This is a genomic window from Aquabacterium sp. (assembly GCF_041915145.1).
GTDB lineage: Bacteria > Pseudomonadota > Gammaproteobacteria > Burkholderiales > Burkholderiaceae_C > Aquabacterium.
Window position 1 is genome coordinate 1 of the sequence record NZ_JAYSBZ010000076.1, and the last position, 13588, is coordinate 13588.

Consider the following 13588-nt stretch of genomic DNA (forward strand, 5'->3'; position numbering starts at 1 on the left):
AGGCCGCGCCGGTGTCGCCCATGTCGGCCAGGCAGATTGCATTCCACGAGCCCTTGGCGCGAGGGGCCTGGCCGGCCAGCTCGGACGCGATGTTCTCGACGATGGCCGACACCATGGTCTCGATCATGTAGCCCGTCTTCGGGGCCCCGGTGGGCACCGGCGTGGTCTCGACGGGCGGGATGGCAATGCACACGCCGGCCGAGTAGATGTTGGGGTACTTGGGGCTGCGCTGATGCTCGTCCACCAGCACGAAGCCGCGCGGGTTGCACAGGCCCTCGACGCCGGCCACCGGGTCGACACCCCTGAAGGCCGGGATCATCATCGAGAACTTGAACGGCAACTGGTGCTCCTTGAGCACCTGCCCATGGTCGTCGAGCTGGGTGACGTGCATCACGCCGTCTTCGACCTTGGTGACCTTGGCGTTGGTGATCCACTTGATGTCGTTGTTGCGCAGCTCGGACTCGAGCATGCCCTTCGAGTCGCCCACGCCGCCCAGGCCCATGTGGCCCACGTAGGGCTCGCTGGTCACGAAGGTCATCGGCACCTTGTTGCGGATCTTGCGACGGCGCAGGTCGGTGTTGACGATGAAGCTGAACTCATACGCCGGTCCGAAGCAGCTCGCCCCGGGCATGGCCCCGATGACGACCGGGCCCGGCTCGTCGATGAAGCGCTGGTACGCCGCCCAGGTGCTTTCGGCGTGGTCGATGGTGCAGATCGAATGCGTGTGGCCGGCGGGGCCGGCGCCCTCGACCTCGTTGAACGCCAGCTTGGGGCCGGTGGTGATCACGAGGTAGTCGTAGGGCAGCTCGTCGCCGTTGGCGAACACCAGCTTGTTGCCCGGCGCGTCGAGAGTCTGCACCGGCTGCGCCACGAACTGGATGCCCTTGCGCTCGAGATAGGGCCGGATCTCGAAGGTGGTGTCTTCGCGCTTGCGCCAGCCGACAGCCACCCAGGGGTTGGAGGGCACGAACTGGAAGATCGGGCTGGCATTGACCACCGTGATCTGGTGATCGGCCCCCAACTTCGCGCGCAGTTCATAGGCCGCCGGCATGCCGCCGGTGCCGGCTCCCAATACGACGATGCGTTTCATGGTTCATCTCCTCGGCCCCGACACCACACACCACCACGACACCCCGGGGCGGGCATCGCGGCGCGTCTCAAGGCTTGCTCATCGAGAAGGCCTCGTTGACCCGTTTCAAGGTGGATTCGTCCAGCTGCCCGGCGGCCGCCGCCAGATTCAGGCGGCCCAGCAACACATTCAGCCGCGCCTGTTGCCAGGCCAGTTCGGTGGCGTGCAGGTCGCGCTCGGCATCGAGCACGTTCTGCATGGTGCGGTCGCCGGCGTCCAGGCCGGTGCGCGTGGCGTCCAGCCGCTTGGCGGCCGAGGCGCGCGCCTGCTCGTAGGCGCGCACCTGCGCCGAGCCGGTATTGACGGCCAACCAGGCCGCGCGCGTGAGGCGGTCGAGCTCGGTCTCGGCGGTGCGCGCCTGGGCGCGTGAGCGCTCGAGCTGCGCGGCGGCCTCGTCTTCTTGCGCCGAGCGCAGGCCGCCGGTGTAGAGCGGCACCGTGAGTTGCAGGCCCACCCAGCGCGCGCCGCTGCGGTAGCTGGCCGAACCGGATGTGGCATACGGCCCATCGCCGCTGATGCGGTCGCCGCCCGCGCGGGCCAGCAGATCGAGACTGACCCCGCTGCTGGCGGCGTGCCGGCGTACTTCGGCTTGCGCGGCCTGCGTGCCGATCAAGGCCTGAGCCAGTTGCGGACTCTGCTGGCGCGCCCGCGCCTGCCAATCGGCGAGCGCGCCGGGGTCGGCGCTCACGGCCGCCTGATCGGGCAGATCGGCGAGCGGGCCCGCGGGCAAGCCGGTCAGGGCGGTGTAGTCGGCCTGGGCTTGCAGCAAGGCGTCTTGCGCGGCCAGCCCTTGCGCGGCAACGGCGTCGTGGCGGGCCTGGGCATCGTCCACCTCGGTCACCGGCACGGCGCCAGCGGCAAAACGTTCTTTCGCCTCACCCAGGGCCCGCACGGCGGCGGCTTGCTCGGCCTGCGAGGCCTTCACGCCTTCACGCGCCGACAGCACCGCAAAGTGCGCCTGGGCCACGCGCAGCATCAAGGCTTGCTGGGCCGCACGCAGTTGTTCGTCGGCCAGCGAGGCCTGCAGATGCAGTTGCTCGGCACCTGCCGAGCGCGCACTGTTGTAGAGCGGTTGTTGAAGCGTCAGCGCCCAACCTTGCGCGGTGCCGCTGTCGATCCGGGTGTTGAAGGCCACGTCGGTCGAGCGCCCGAAGCCGGGCGCGCTGAAGCCCGCGCCGCTGGTGTCGCTGCGCTGCTCGGCCCAGCCGCCGTTGAGCGTCAGGGCCACGTTGGGGCGCCACAAGGCATCGCCCTGCCGGGCCTTGGCTTGACCGGCATGCACCTCGGCCAGCGCCGCGGCGTATTGCGGGTCGTGCTCGGCAGCGGCTTGCCAGCCCGCGATCAGGTCGATCGGCGCGGCGGGCGGGTCGGCCCAGGCTGAACCCGCCCCCAGCAGCGCAACTGCCAGCAGCGTGCGGCGAACCCAGGACGATGCATCGGGCACGCGGTTGGTGGCACCGCATTGGGGGCAGACGATGTGCATGGCGTCAATCAGCCGAGCGCAACCCCAGCCCGCGCAGGATGCGCTCCATCAGGCACCACTTGGTCAGCCCGCTTTGCAGCAGGTTGGCGCCCACGAAGGCGGTGAACCACAGCCAGTTGCTGTTGTGAAAGAGCGGGCTGCCTTGCACGCCGAGGGCGAGAGACAAGAGCACGAAGGTGCCGGCGATCACGCGGGTCATTTGCCAGGAAGTCATTTGCGTTCTCCTCATGAAATTGAGAGCGGGTTGAGATCACGCGCCATGGCGATGGCGGTAGGTGCGGAAGTACAGCAGCGGGATCACCACCAGCGTGAGCACGGTGGACACCAGGATGCCGAAGATCAGCGAGATGGCGAGCCCGTTGAAGATCGGGTCGTCGAGGATGAAGAAGGCGCCGAGCATCGCGGCCAGCGCCGTGAGCGCAATCGGCTGGGCCCGCGTGGCGGCCGAGCGGATCACCGCCTCGCCGAAGGCCACGCCCTGCTGCACCTGCAGCTCGATGAAGTCCACCAGCAAGATGGAGTTGCGCACGATGATGCCGGCCAGCGCGATCATGCCGATCATGGACGTGGCCGTGAACTGCGCGCCCAGCAAGGCATGCCCCGGCATCACGCCGATGATGGTCAGCGGGATCGGCGCCATGATCACCAGCGGCGTGCTGTACGAGCCGAACTGCGCCACCACCAGCAGGTAGATCAGGATCAGGCCCACGGCGTAGGCCGCGCCCATGTCGCGGAAGGTCTCGTAGGTGATCTGCCACTCGCCGTCCCACTTGAGGCTCACGGCCCGATACGGGTCGGCGGGCTGGGCGATGAAATGCTCTTCGATGGCGCCACCGGGCACGGCGATCTGGCCGATCTTCGAGCGCATCTCGAACATGCCGTAGAGCGGGCTGTCTAGGCCGTGCACCTGGCCGTGGGCATCGGGCGCGCCGGCCATGTCGGCGAACACCAGGTTCACGGGCAGCAGGTCTTTGTGCCACAGCGGCTGTTCGACGCTGGCGGGCTCCTCGCGCACCAGCTCGCCGATGGGCACCAGGGCGCCCGAGCCCGAGCGCACGGCGAGCTTGAGCAGCTCGTCGGTGCTGCCTTGCGCGGCCACCGGCAGGCGCAGATGCAGCGGCACGGGGTACTTGCTCGCGTCGTGCAGATAGCTCACGTCTTCGCCCGCCAGGCCGGCGCGCAGCGTGGCCACGATGGCCGCTTGCGGCACGCCCAGCAGCGCGGCCTTGCGGCGGTCCACGGTGAGCAGGGTCTTGGGGGCCGTGGCGATGTCGGACGAGTCCACATCGACGATGCCGGCTTGCGTGTCGAACACCTGGCGCACGGCACGCGCGGCGGCGAGGCGGTCGGCTTCGCTGGGGCCGTAGATCTCGGCCACGATGGGCGAGAGCACCGGCGGGCCGGGCGGCACCTCGACCACCTTCACGCGGCCGCCGAAGCGCTGCGCGATCTGGTGCAGGGCCGGGCGCACCCGCAGCGCGATGGCGTGGCTTTGCTCGCTGCGGTGGTGCTTGTCGACCAGGTTGACCTGGATGTCGCCACGTTCGCCGCCGCTGCGCAGGTCGTATTGCCGCACCAGGCCGTTGAAGTTGATCGGCGCGGCGGTGCCGGCATAGGCCTGCCAGTCGGTGACCTCGGGCACGCTGGCCAGGTAGTCGCTCATGGCGTGCAACACCGTGGCGGTGCGTTCCACCGGCGTGCCGGCGGGCATGTCGAGCACCACTTGAAATTCCGACTTGTTGTCGAAAGGCAGCATCTTCAGCACCACCAGACGCGCAGCCGGCAAGGCCATCGACACCACGATCAACGCCAGCACGCCGCCCCACAGCTTGAGGCGGTTGGCGTGGCCGCGCTGCGGGTCGAGGAAGGGCGAGAACAAGCGCGTGAACACAGGCAGCAGCTTGGCCGAGAGGCCGTGCAGCGCGTGGGGGTCGGCCGCCGCCGCGTCGCTCGGCGCGGCGTGGCTGGCGTGCTTCAGCCAGCGGTTCGACAGCCACGGCGTCAGCACGAAGGCGATGGCCAGCGAGATCAACATGCCCATCGAGGCATTGATCGGGATCGGGCTCATGTAGGGGCCCATCAGGCCGCTCACGAAGGCCATGGGCAGCAGCGCGGCGATCACGGTGAGAGTGGCCAGGATGGTGGGGCCGCCCACCTCGTCGACCGCAGCCGGGATGATCTCGGCCAGCCGCGCGCCGGGCTTGAGCTGCATGTGGCGGTGGATGTTCTCGACCACCACGATCGCGTCGTCCACCAGGATGCCGATCGAGAAGATCAGCGCGAACAGCGACACGCGGTTGAGCGTGAAGCCCCAGGCCCACGAGGCGAACAGCGTGGCGGTGAGCGTGAGCGCCACCGCGATGCCGACGATGGCGGCCTCGCGCCGGCCCAGCGCGATGAACACCAGCGCCACCACCGAGGCGGTGGCGAACAGCAGCTTCTGGATCAGCTTCTTGGCCTTGTCGTTGGCCGTCTCGCCGTAGTTGCGCGTGACGCTCACCTGCACGTCGGCCGGGATCACGGTGTTCTTCAATTGATCGACGCGCTCCAGCAGCGCAGCGGCCACGTCCACGGCGTTGGCGCCGGGCTTCTTGGTGATGGCTAGCGTGACGGCGGGTGCTTCTTGCGGTACGCCCGAGGCGGCGCGCTGGCCGAACCACACGTAGCGCTGCGGCGGCAGCGGGCCGTCGGTCACGGTGGCCACGTCGCGCAGGGCAACCGGCTGGCCGTTGCGCGTGGCCACCACGAGGTCGCCCACCGCGTCGGCGCCTTCCAGGAAGGGGCCGGCCTCGATGGCCACGGCCTGGTTGGCCGCGATCGCGTCGCCCACCGGCAAGCCCATATTGGCCGATTGGATGGTGCCGCGCAGATCGGCCACCGCCACGCCGGCGGCGCGCAGGCGGTCGGGGTCGAGCACGATGTTGATGGCGCGGCCGGGGCCGCCGATGGTGCTCACGTCGCGCGATCCGGGCACCCGCTTGAGGTCGGCCTCCAAGGCATGGGCCACGCGCTCCAGGTCGAAGGCCGGCGCCGCGTCCGCCGCACCCGGGCGGCCGTGCAGCGTCAAGGCCACCACGGGCACGTCGTCGATGCCCTTGGGCTTGACGATGGGCTCGCCGACGCCCAGGTTGGCTGGCAGCCAGTCGCGGTGCGCGGCCACGGTGTCGTGCAGGCGCACGACCGCCTCGGTGCGCGACACGCCCACCTTGAACTGCACCGTGACCATCGCCACGCCGGGTCGCGACACCGACATCACATGGTCCACCCCCGCCATGCGCGAGAACACCTGCTCGGCTGGCACGGTGACGGCCTGTTCGACCTGCTTGGCCGAGGCCCCCGGGAAGGGCACGATCACGTTGGCCATCGTCACGTCGATCTGCGGCTCTTCTTCGCGCGGCGTGACGAGCACGGCGAACAGGCCAAGCAGCAATGCCACCAGGGCCAGCAGCGGCGTGATGCTCGCCGTGAGAAAGTAAGCCGCGATGCGGCCGGCCACGCCCATGCGGGCTGCGGACTCGGAGGATGCGTGTTGCGGTGCGTTCACCATCGGCTCCTCAACGGCGTGCGGCGGCCACCGGGTCCAGCGCCACGTGCTCACCCGCGCTCAGACCGGCCAGCACTTCGACCAGATCACCCTGCTCGCGGCCCAGGCGCACCTGGCGCAACGCGGGTCGGCCTTGATCGTCCACCACGTAGACGGCCGACAACTCGCCGCGCTGCACCACCGCCGCACGCGGCACGTAGGCACCGGCTTGCTTCGCGGCCGATGCTGCGCCGAGCAGCGGCAGTTGCAGGCGAGCGAATTGACCGGGTTGCAAGCTGCCCGAGGAGGCAGCACCCGTGCTCGCGGTCAAGGCCACGCGCACCACAGCCGTGTGGGTGGCGGCATCGAGCGCGGGCAGGACTTCGAGGGGGCCGACCTTGAGGTCAACGCTGAGCCCGGCTATCTGCACCGCCGCAGCGCCCTTGCGGTCCAGCCGCGACAGCATCGACTCGGGCACCGTGGCGGTCACCCTCAAAGCCGAGGGGTCGTAGACGGCGAGCAGCGGGCGGCCCGGTGTGGCCAGGTCGCCAGCGGACACCTCCACCCGCGACACCCAGCCGGCATACGGCGCCCGCAAGGTGTAGAAGTCGGCCTGCGCGCCGGTGGCCTGCGCTTGTGCCCTCAGCGCCTGCGCCTGCGCCTGCGCGGCGGTGTATTGGGTCTGGGCGTGCTCGAAGGCCGCATCGCTCACGTATTGCTTGGCGTGCAGGCGCTGGGCGCGCTCGAAGTCAGACCGAGCCGACGCAAGCATGGCCTGCGCCTGCGCGAGCTGGGCGCGGCTGGCCGACACCTGCTCGCTGGCCACGCTGGGGTCGATGCGCAACAACACCTGCCCCGCCTTGACCGCGTCCCCGGCCTTGACCAGCACCTCGGTGATGCGCCCGGCCACCTGCGCGGCGATGCGGCTGTCGCGCACGGCCTCGACGGCGCCTTCGGCCGTGTAGCGGTTCAAGGAGGCGCTGGATTGCACCGTGGCCACCTGCAGCGGCGCGGCAGCCGACGTGCGCGCCGGCTCGGCACGCAGCCCGGCCGCCGCCAAGGCCAACCCCGCCCCCACCAGCCAGGCACTCAGCCAGGTCCACTCCCAGGCCAGCACCGCCTTCGCGGCAGGCCGGCGCGCATTCGACGCGGGAGCAAATTGCAAGGTTGGCGTAGGCAGCTTCATGGCTTTCGTCCTGATGTCTGCCCATGCAGGAGGCATCGGCAGATGGCGTGATCGATTGAACTTGCAAACACTATATAGCCATTTGGCTATACATTCAAGTATCGAACTGGATATACTTCAAGCCAGTATGTGAGGTACCCCATGGAATTGACGGATGACCGTGCCCTGGAGCACGTGGCGGACTACTTCCGGGCCTTGGCCGAACCGCAACGGTTGAAGATCCTCCAGACCCTGCGCGAGGGCCCGCGCAACGTGGGTGAGTTGACGTCCGAGCTGGCCTGCAGTCAAGCGAATGTGTCCAAGCACCTGGCCTTGCTGGCCAAGGTGGGCTTGGTCGAGCGCGAAGCGCGCGGCACCAGCGTGTACTACCGCTTCGCCGACTCACGCACCTACGATCTGTGCGACCTGGTGTGCGGGCAGATCGCCGACCGGCTGCTCGATCAGGTGCGCGGTTTGTCGCTGGTGCCCGATGCAAGCCGCGGCGCCAAACGCCCCGCAGCCAAGACCGCCGCCCGCAAGCGCAGCGCCTGACTGGCGCCGCTCACAACCACCCTGCCGCACGCGCCAGCAGCACGGCCGCCACGGCCAGACAGGTCACGGCAAAGGCGCGCTGCAAATGCAGGGCCGGCATGCGCGCCGCTACGAGGCGCCCCGCCAGCAAGGCGACCGTCGCGCCCAGCGTGAACGGGCCGGCAATCGAGCCATTCAAGCCGCCATGCCAGGCCGCCGCGCCCAGGCTGCTGGCCGCCACCAACGCAATCACCGCCAGCGACGTGGCCTGCACGCTGCGGATGTCCAGGTCGCTGTGCTTGAGCAACGCCGGCACGATGACGAAGCCGCCACCCACGCCCAGCAGGCCGCTCAGAAAACCCGAGGCGACACCGGTGAGCGCCAACGCCCGCGCGCAGCTCGACGTCCACGTCAGCCGGCCATGTAGTTGATTCACCTGGCAGGGCGTGGCCTCGCGGCCTTCGGCCTCGGCGGGGTCCAGCGGCCACAGCATGCGCCGCGCCACCCACACCAGCACCAAGGCAAAGGCCGCCAGCAAGGGCCGACTCGGCAGCAGCTGCGCCACCGCCACGCCGACCGGCGCCACCAACATGCCCAGGCCGCCGATCAGCGCCGCCGCCCGATAGCGCACGATGCCTTCGCGCAAGCCGAGCCCGGCGCCCACGGCCGACGCCACGCCGACAGCCGTCAACCCGATCGGCCCGGCCTGTTGCGCACTGAGGCCCAGCGCGAAGACGAGCAAGGGCATGGCCAGCACGCCGCCGCCCGCGCCGGTCCACGACAGGACCAAGCCGATGCCTGCCCCCAGCAGCACGCTCAACCCGGTCGCATCCATGGCCATCGTTACACCCCTTGTTTCGCGCTTTGCCTCGCACCAATCGAGGTTTTCAGTATATTTATTTATATATTGTCAGACAATGAAGTGTCCTCGCACGCTTCACCCTGCCCTCAGCATCCAGGAGCCGCCATGGCCTCGTCCAGCATCGATGTCCGCCTGACTCAGCGGCAGGACTACCAGTTCAACGTCGACTTCGGTAGCGGCGTGCCGCCCCTGCTGGCCGACGAGCCCGCGCCCTTGGGGCAAGGTCAGGGGCCCTCGCCGGTGCAGTTGCTGGCGGCGGCGGTGGGCAATTGCCTGTCGGACTCGTTGCTGTTCGCGCTGCGCAAGTTCAAGCAAGCCCCCGATCCGCTGAGTTGCGAGGTGCATGCCGAGATCGGCCGCAATGCCGACGGGCGCCTGCGCGTGCTGGGCATGCAGGCCCGCCTGCGCCTGGGTGTGCCGGCAGCGAGCCTGGAGCACCTCGACCGCGTGCTCAGCCAGTTCGAGTCGTTTTGCACCGTCACGCAAAGCGTGGGGCAAGGCATTCCGGTCAGCGTGGAGGTGCTCGACGCCGACGGCGTGGTGGTCAAGCCCGCCCACGCCCCAACGGCCGGCTGAGGCCTCAGGGCCGCCGCGGGCCCTCGCCTTTCTTGACGCTGGCCGCGCGGGGGCCGGGCTGCGGCAAGCGCGCGGCTTGCTGCGCCTGCTCGACCCACAGCAGCGCATCGACGTGCGTCATGAACTGCTCCAGGTACTCGGGCGACAACTCGCGCATCAGGGTCAACGCGCGGTGCACCAGGTGGTGCGAATGCAGCGGGCCGGCGTTCTCGGGCAAGGTCGACTGCGACTGCGTGAGCCGCTGCTCCACGCTCAGGCGCGCCCATGTGCGCCGGAAGAAGTCCAGCGTCGTCGGTGATGCCGAGGCCGCCTGCTGCGCCGCCGCCGCGCCAGATAAGGGCGCATGACGCAGGTCGATCCCGAGCCGGGATTTCAACTGCGCGGCATGCGCCACCAGCTCGGCGAGCGGTCCGTCAGCCATGGGCCGCCGAGGCCGCGCCGCGCGCGGGCCGTGCAGTGGGCGCCATCTCGACACGGCGGTTGCGGGCGCGGCCTTCGGCATCGGCATTCGACGCCACGGGTTGCTGCGCGCCAAAGGCCGCTGCGAACACATCGGCCGCCGGCAAGCCTTCTTCGATCAGGGTGCGCGTCACGGTGAGCGCGCGCTGGGCCGAGAGCTCCCAGTTGTCGGCAAACTGCCTGCTGCTGCCGCGCACCTGGCGGTCGTCAGTGAAGCCGCTGACCATCAGGATCTCGTCGCGCGATTTCAAATAGGCCGCCAAGGGCCCGGCCAGGCTCTTGAGCAACTGATGCCCTTCGGGGTTCAGATCGGCCGAGCCAAAGGCGAACAGCAGGCTGCCGCTGATGCCGATGCGGCCGTGGTCGAGCGTCACGCGGCCGGCGGCCAGGGGCGCGGCCAAGGCACGCTCGAGCGCCTGACGGCGCTGCTCTTCGAGCTGATGCTGCCTGATCTCGTCTTGCAGCCGCGTCACCAGTTCGAGCTGCGATGCCAGCGCCACCAGCAAGATCAGCACGAAGGCGCCGAGCAAGCCCGACATGAGGTCGCCGAACACCGCCCACACGGGCGTGGTCGCGTCCAGCCCGTCGCCGTCGGCAGCCACATCGCCGGACAAGTTGGCGTCGTGCATCACGCTGCGGCCTCCGCGGCGGCGCGGTGGCTCAGGCGCTGCAGGTCGTCAATGATCTGCTTTTGCGACAGGATGCTCAGGTCAATCACCTCGCGAGCCTGGGCCACGTAGTAGGCCAGCTGCTCGTCGCTGCGCGACATCGATGCGCTCAGCGCGCCTTCGATGCGCTGCAACTGCGCACCGAGCTGCTGGCTCGACTCGCTGAACGACTGCACCGCCGCGCCGAAGGCCTCGCCCAGGCTGGCCACGTCGGCCGCGCTGCCGGTGACCTGCGCCGCCACCTCGGCCAGCTTGCCGGCCTCGGCATCGATCTGCTGGTTGAAGCGCTCGCCCACGCGTTCCAGCATGCTGGCAGACGAGGCCACCAGGGCGTCGATGGCGCCGCGCTGCTCGGTGGCCGCTCGGTTGACGCCGTCGAGCAAGGTGCCCAGGGTGTCGAGCATGCGGGCTCGCTCGTCGAGCAAGGTGTTGTCGCGCGCCATGCTGTCCGACAGCTTCTGGCGCAGCTCGGCGATCACGTCGGCCGCGGCGCGCGGCGCCTCAGAAGCCGCGGCCACCAGGCGCGCGATCTCGGCGCTCATGGCGCGAGCCTGGGCTTCGGCCTGCGTGGTGACGTCGCGCGCCGTGCGCTCCATCATTTCGCACACGCGCTGCTGCTGCTCCAGCGTCTGCGCGCCAGCGAGCTGCCATTCCTGGCGCAACGAGGCGGCCATGGTTTCAATTACCTGCGTGGTCGCGGCCACGCGTTGCTGATCGCGCTGAGCTGACTCAATCTGCTGTTCGGTCTGTGCCTGCTGCAAGGTGCGCAGCAACTCGGCCGCCTGCTGCTCGAACGCCGCCACGGCGGCCGTGAGCGCCTGCCGGGTGTCGCCGGCCAATTGCTCGTTGACGCGCGCCTGTTCGGCCAGCGCACCGCCCCAACCGTCGCTCACGCGCTGCACGGTGGCGTCCAGGCGGGTGGCCACGCCATCGACCAGGTCGGCCGAACGCTGGGCGAGCGCGTCGACAAAGCGCTCGTGCGAGGCCTGCACCTGCGCGGCGGTCTGGCCGCTCACCTGCTCGTGGCGCAGCATCAGCGCCTGCCAGGCCTGCGTCACCGAGGCCGCATTGGCCTCGAAGCGGCCAGACAGCTGATCGAGCTGCGTCTGCATGGTGCCAGCCAGCGCCGCATGCAGTTGCGCCGTCTCATGGGCGATGCCGGCCAGCGTGGCCTCGGCCACCGGGCGGATGGTGTCGCCCGCGAGACGGGCGCTGTCGGTCAGGCTGGTCTGCAGGGTCTGCGCCACCGACGCCGCCAGCCCGGCGTAGACCGCTTCGGTGCGTTGCTGAAACTGGTCCTGACTGGCGAGCATGCGGGCTTGCGACGTCTCGGCCTGGCGCTCGATGTGGTCCATCAGCGTCTGCAGCTTGTCGACCAGCGCGGGCATCAGCTCGGTCTGGCGCTGCAGCAGGGTCAACGAGGTTTCGCGCTGGTGCGCCACCGAGAAGCCGCGCAGAGTGGTGGCGATGCTCGCGTCGAGCCGCTGGCTCACCTCGGCGCGCTCGCGTCGCAGCAAGGCCGACAGCAGGCCCAGGGCCGCCGAGGCCGCCACGCCCGCCACCGAGGTGCCGAAGGCCAGGCCCAGGCCCTTGACCGGGGCAACCAGCGAGTTGCGCACGGCCACCAGATCGGCCGCGCCTTCCAGCGCCGCGCCGGTGCCGCGCAAGGTGAGCACCATGCCCAAAAACGTGCCGAGCATGCCCATCAGCACCAGCAAACCAGCCAGCGTCGGCGTGAGAGCGGGGCCTGGCAGGCCCACCGGTTCGCCTTCGACGCGACGGCGCACGGCGTTCTGCAAACCGGCCGGCACACGCTCCAGCCAGGCGCGCAGCGCGGCGGGCGGCGCGGTGAGCTCGTCGAGCACCCGTGCCAACGCTCCGGTGCCTTGCTGGTAACGCAGCAGTTCCAGCAGGCCCAGCAGGTAGAACGCGCCGATGAGCGCCGTGATGGTCAAGGCCAGCGGGTTGTTGCCCACATAACCCAGCGCCACCCAGACGATGACCCCGAGACCCGCCAAGACGGGAGCGAGGCGAAGAACCTTATTCATGACGATGTGTGTGTAGACGGCCCCAGGCCCGCAGCGAGCAAGCCTTCAAGCGGTTGCAAACGAAGATCCAGTTCGGCGAGCAGCAACGCCCGCACGTCCTGATAAAAAGTCTCGAGCCAGCGCGGCACCACCGTCACGACCTCGGTCGATGACGAGCGACGAGCCTGCTCGAAGCGCGGCTCCAGCATGCCGGGCACGCCGGCCAGCAAGCTGCGCTCCTGCGCGCCCACCACCTGCTCCATCAAGCTGTCGAGCTCGGCCAGCTTGGCCTGCGCGGGCGAGCCGTCGGCCAGCGCCGCGCGCACCCGGCGGCGCAGCGGCCCGATCTGCGCGTCCATGGCTTGCTGGCAGGCCGCGTAGCGCTGTCGCCAGGTGGCAAAGTCGAACGCGGCCTCACCAGCTTGCGCCAGAGCCTCGGCCATGGTGCGTCTGGTGCGGAAGCCAGCGGCGCCCGACCAAGTGTCGTCGACCACCTTGCCCAGCACGGCTCGCAGCCGCGCCACGTCACGCTCGTAGGGCTTGGTCGCGGCCGCGCTCCGCGCTGGGCCACCAGGAGCCGGCGACTCGCGCAGCGTCGCCGCCAAGTCGATGGCGCGCGTCCAGTCGAACCACTGACTCACCCGCTGGGCGAAAGCCTCGTGCGAGACAGGCGCAACCGGTTCACTCAGCGCCGCCAGAGCGCGAATGAAAGGTGATGCTGAGGGGGAAAGACGGCGCGACTCGGGCGCCAGGCTGCCAGTCAAGGTCGTGCCGCAAAAAAGGGGCGCAGTCTACTATGACCTGCTCTGCGTTCTTCGAGCCAGCTGTTCCTATTGCACGGCTCCGGCAAGGTGGTGCTGAAGGCACCGCGCAAGCCGCAGGCGCTTCAGGTCGTACTTGATTTGATGGTGGACCGAAGGAGGATCGAACTCCCGACCTCTGCATTGCGAATGCCGTAAAAATAGCATGCGTTAACGCATACAAAATAACTGCACACATCAACGATTTCAAATAACACCACTATATTAGCTGGTGATTCTGGCGACAATTCTATCTGAGGCCGAACATCACCGGTCAGAACCAGTTGCGTGCCTGGCATTGTTGTCGCCATTTATCTTTGCCACACGACACCAATTTTTGACACTCGGGCACGCCCAACGACCTA

12 protein-coding genes are annotated in these 13588 nt (G+C 69.1%); 2 read left to right on the forward strand and 10 right to left on the reverse strand.

Annotated elements, in window-relative coordinates:
• The 5 genes from ACE3SS_RS12725 to ACE3SS_RS12745 form a co-directional block, all read right to left on the reverse strand.
• A partial coding sequence (locus ACE3SS_RS12725) for an NAD(P)/FAD-dependent oxidoreductase (RefSeq protein ID WP_374594489.1) occupies positions 1-1090 on the reverse strand: 1090 nt, incomplete at its 3' end.
• 67 nt (positions 1091-1157) lie between these two features.
• Positions 1158-2612 (reverse strand): TolC family protein, encoded by a 1455-nt coding sequence (locus tag ACE3SS_RS12730; protein WP_374594491.1) that lies wholly within the window; start codon positions 2610-2612, stop codon positions 1158-1160.
• Between the two features lie 4 nt (positions 2613-2616).
• A complete protein-coding gene (locus ACE3SS_RS12735) occupies positions 2617-2826 on the reverse strand; it encodes a DUF2892 domain-containing protein (protein WP_374594493.1) in 210 nt (69 codons plus the stop codon).
• A gap of 36 nt (positions 2827-2862) precedes the next feature.
• On the reverse strand, positions 2863-6159 hold the full coding sequence (locus tag ACE3SS_RS12740; protein WP_374594495.1) for an efflux RND transporter permease subunit: 3297 nt from the start codon (positions 6157-6159) through the stop codon (positions 2863-2865).
• A 7-nt stretch (positions 6160-6166) separates the two neighbouring features.
• The gene (locus tag ACE3SS_RS12745) at positions 6167-7321 is read right to left on the reverse strand and encodes an efflux RND transporter periplasmic adaptor subunit (protein WP_374594497.1); all 1155 of its coding nucleotides are present in this window, start codon (positions 7319-7321) and stop codon (positions 6167-6169) included.
• A 141-nt stretch (positions 7322-7462) separates the two neighbouring features.
• Between ACE3SS_RS12745 and ACE3SS_RS12750 the strand changes: the two genes are divergently transcribed.
• Positions 7463-7852, forward strand: a complete 390-nt coding sequence (locus ACE3SS_RS12750) for an ArsR/SmtB family transcription factor (protein WP_374594499.1) — start codon at positions 7463-7465, stop codon at positions 7850-7852.
• Positions 7853-7862: 10 nt separating this feature from the next.
• Here the strand turns inward: ACE3SS_RS12750 and ACE3SS_RS12755 are convergent, their stop codons facing one another.
• Positions 7863-8672, reverse strand: coding sequence for a sulfite exporter TauE/SafE family protein (locus tag ACE3SS_RS12755; RefSeq protein WP_374594501.1), 810 nt, complete (start codon positions 8670-8672; stop codon positions 7863-7865).
• A gap of 126 nt (positions 8673-8798) precedes the next feature.
• Between ACE3SS_RS12755 and ACE3SS_RS12760 the strand changes: the two genes are divergently transcribed.
• Complete coding sequence (locus tag ACE3SS_RS12760) at positions 8799-9269, forward strand: OsmC family protein (protein ID WP_374594503.1); 471 nt, start codon at positions 8799-8801, stop codon at positions 9267-9269.
• 4 nt (positions 9270-9273) lie between these two features.
• On the opposite strand, the gene ACE3SS_RS12765 is transcribed toward ACE3SS_RS12760, so the two are convergent.
• Genes ACE3SS_RS12765 through ACE3SS_RS12780 form a run of 4 tightly spaced genes read right to left on the reverse strand, consistent with a single transcriptional unit; the run spans position 9274 to position 13187 of the window.
• Positions 9274-9690 (reverse strand): DUF2894 domain-containing protein, encoded by a 417-nt coding sequence (locus ACE3SS_RS12765; RefSeq protein WP_374594505.1) that lies wholly within the window; start codon positions 9688-9690, stop codon positions 9274-9276.
• Positions 9683-10357, reverse strand: coding sequence for an OmpA family protein (locus ACE3SS_RS12770; protein ID WP_374594511.1), 675 nt, complete (start codon positions 10355-10357; stop codon positions 9683-9685). Before ACE3SS_RS12770 ends, ACE3SS_RS12765 begins: the two co-directional genes overlap by 8 nt.
• Complete coding sequence (locus ACE3SS_RS12775; RefSeq protein ID WP_374594507.1) at positions 10357-12444, reverse strand: DUF802 domain-containing protein; 2088 nt, start codon at positions 12442-12444, stop codon at positions 10357-10359. The genes ACE3SS_RS12770 and ACE3SS_RS12775 overlap by 1 nt, the downstream gene beginning before the upstream one ends.
• On the reverse strand, positions 12441-13187 hold the full coding sequence (locus tag ACE3SS_RS12780) for a DUF3348 family protein (protein WP_374594509.1): 747 nt from the start codon (positions 13185-13187) through the stop codon (positions 12441-12443). The genes ACE3SS_RS12775 and ACE3SS_RS12780 overlap by 4 nt, the downstream gene beginning before the upstream one ends.
• Positions 13188-13588 lie beyond the last annotated feature (401 nt).

Bases quoted from the DNA above. Each gene is read 5' to 3' on its own strand.
- ACE3SS_RS12750 (WP_374594499.1), top strand. From the start codon at position 7,463: ATGGAATTGACGGATGACCGTGCCCTGGAGCACGTGGCGGACTACTTC.
- ACE3SS_RS12775 (WP_374594507.1), bottom strand. From the start codon at position 12,444: ATGAATAAGGTTCTTCGCCTCGCTCCCGTCTTGGCGGGTCTCGGGGTC.
- ACE3SS_RS12735 (WP_374594493.1), bottom strand. From the start codon at position 2,826: ATGACTTCCTGGCAAATGACCCGCGTGATCGCCGGCACCTTCGTGCTC.
- ACE3SS_RS12740 (WP_374594495.1), bottom strand. From the start codon at position 6,159: ATGGTGAACGCACCGCAACACGCATCCTCCGAGTCCGCAGCCCGCATG.
- ACE3SS_RS12730 (WP_374594491.1), bottom strand. From the start codon at position 2,612: ATGCACATCGTCTGCCCCCAATGCGGTGCCACCAACCGCGTGCCCGAT.
- ACE3SS_RS12770 (WP_374594511.1), bottom strand. From the start codon at position 10,357: ATGCACGACGCCAACTTGTCCGGCGATGTGGCTGCCGACGGCGACGGG.
- ACE3SS_RS12760 (WP_374594503.1), top strand. From the start codon at position 8,799: ATGGCCTCGTCCAGCATCGATGTCCGCCTGACTCAGCGGCAGGACTAC.
- ACE3SS_RS12755 (WP_374594501.1), bottom strand. From the start codon at position 8,672: ATGGCCATGGATGCGACCGGGTTGAGCGTGCTGCTGGGGGCAGGCATC.
- ACE3SS_RS12745 (WP_374594497.1), bottom strand. From the start codon at position 7,321: ATGAAGCTGCCTACGCCAACCTTGCAATTTGCTCCCGCGTCGAATGCG.
- ACE3SS_RS12765 (WP_374594505.1), bottom strand. From the start codon at position 9,690: ATGGCTGACGGACCGCTCGCCGAGCTGGTGGCGCATGCCGCGCAGTTG.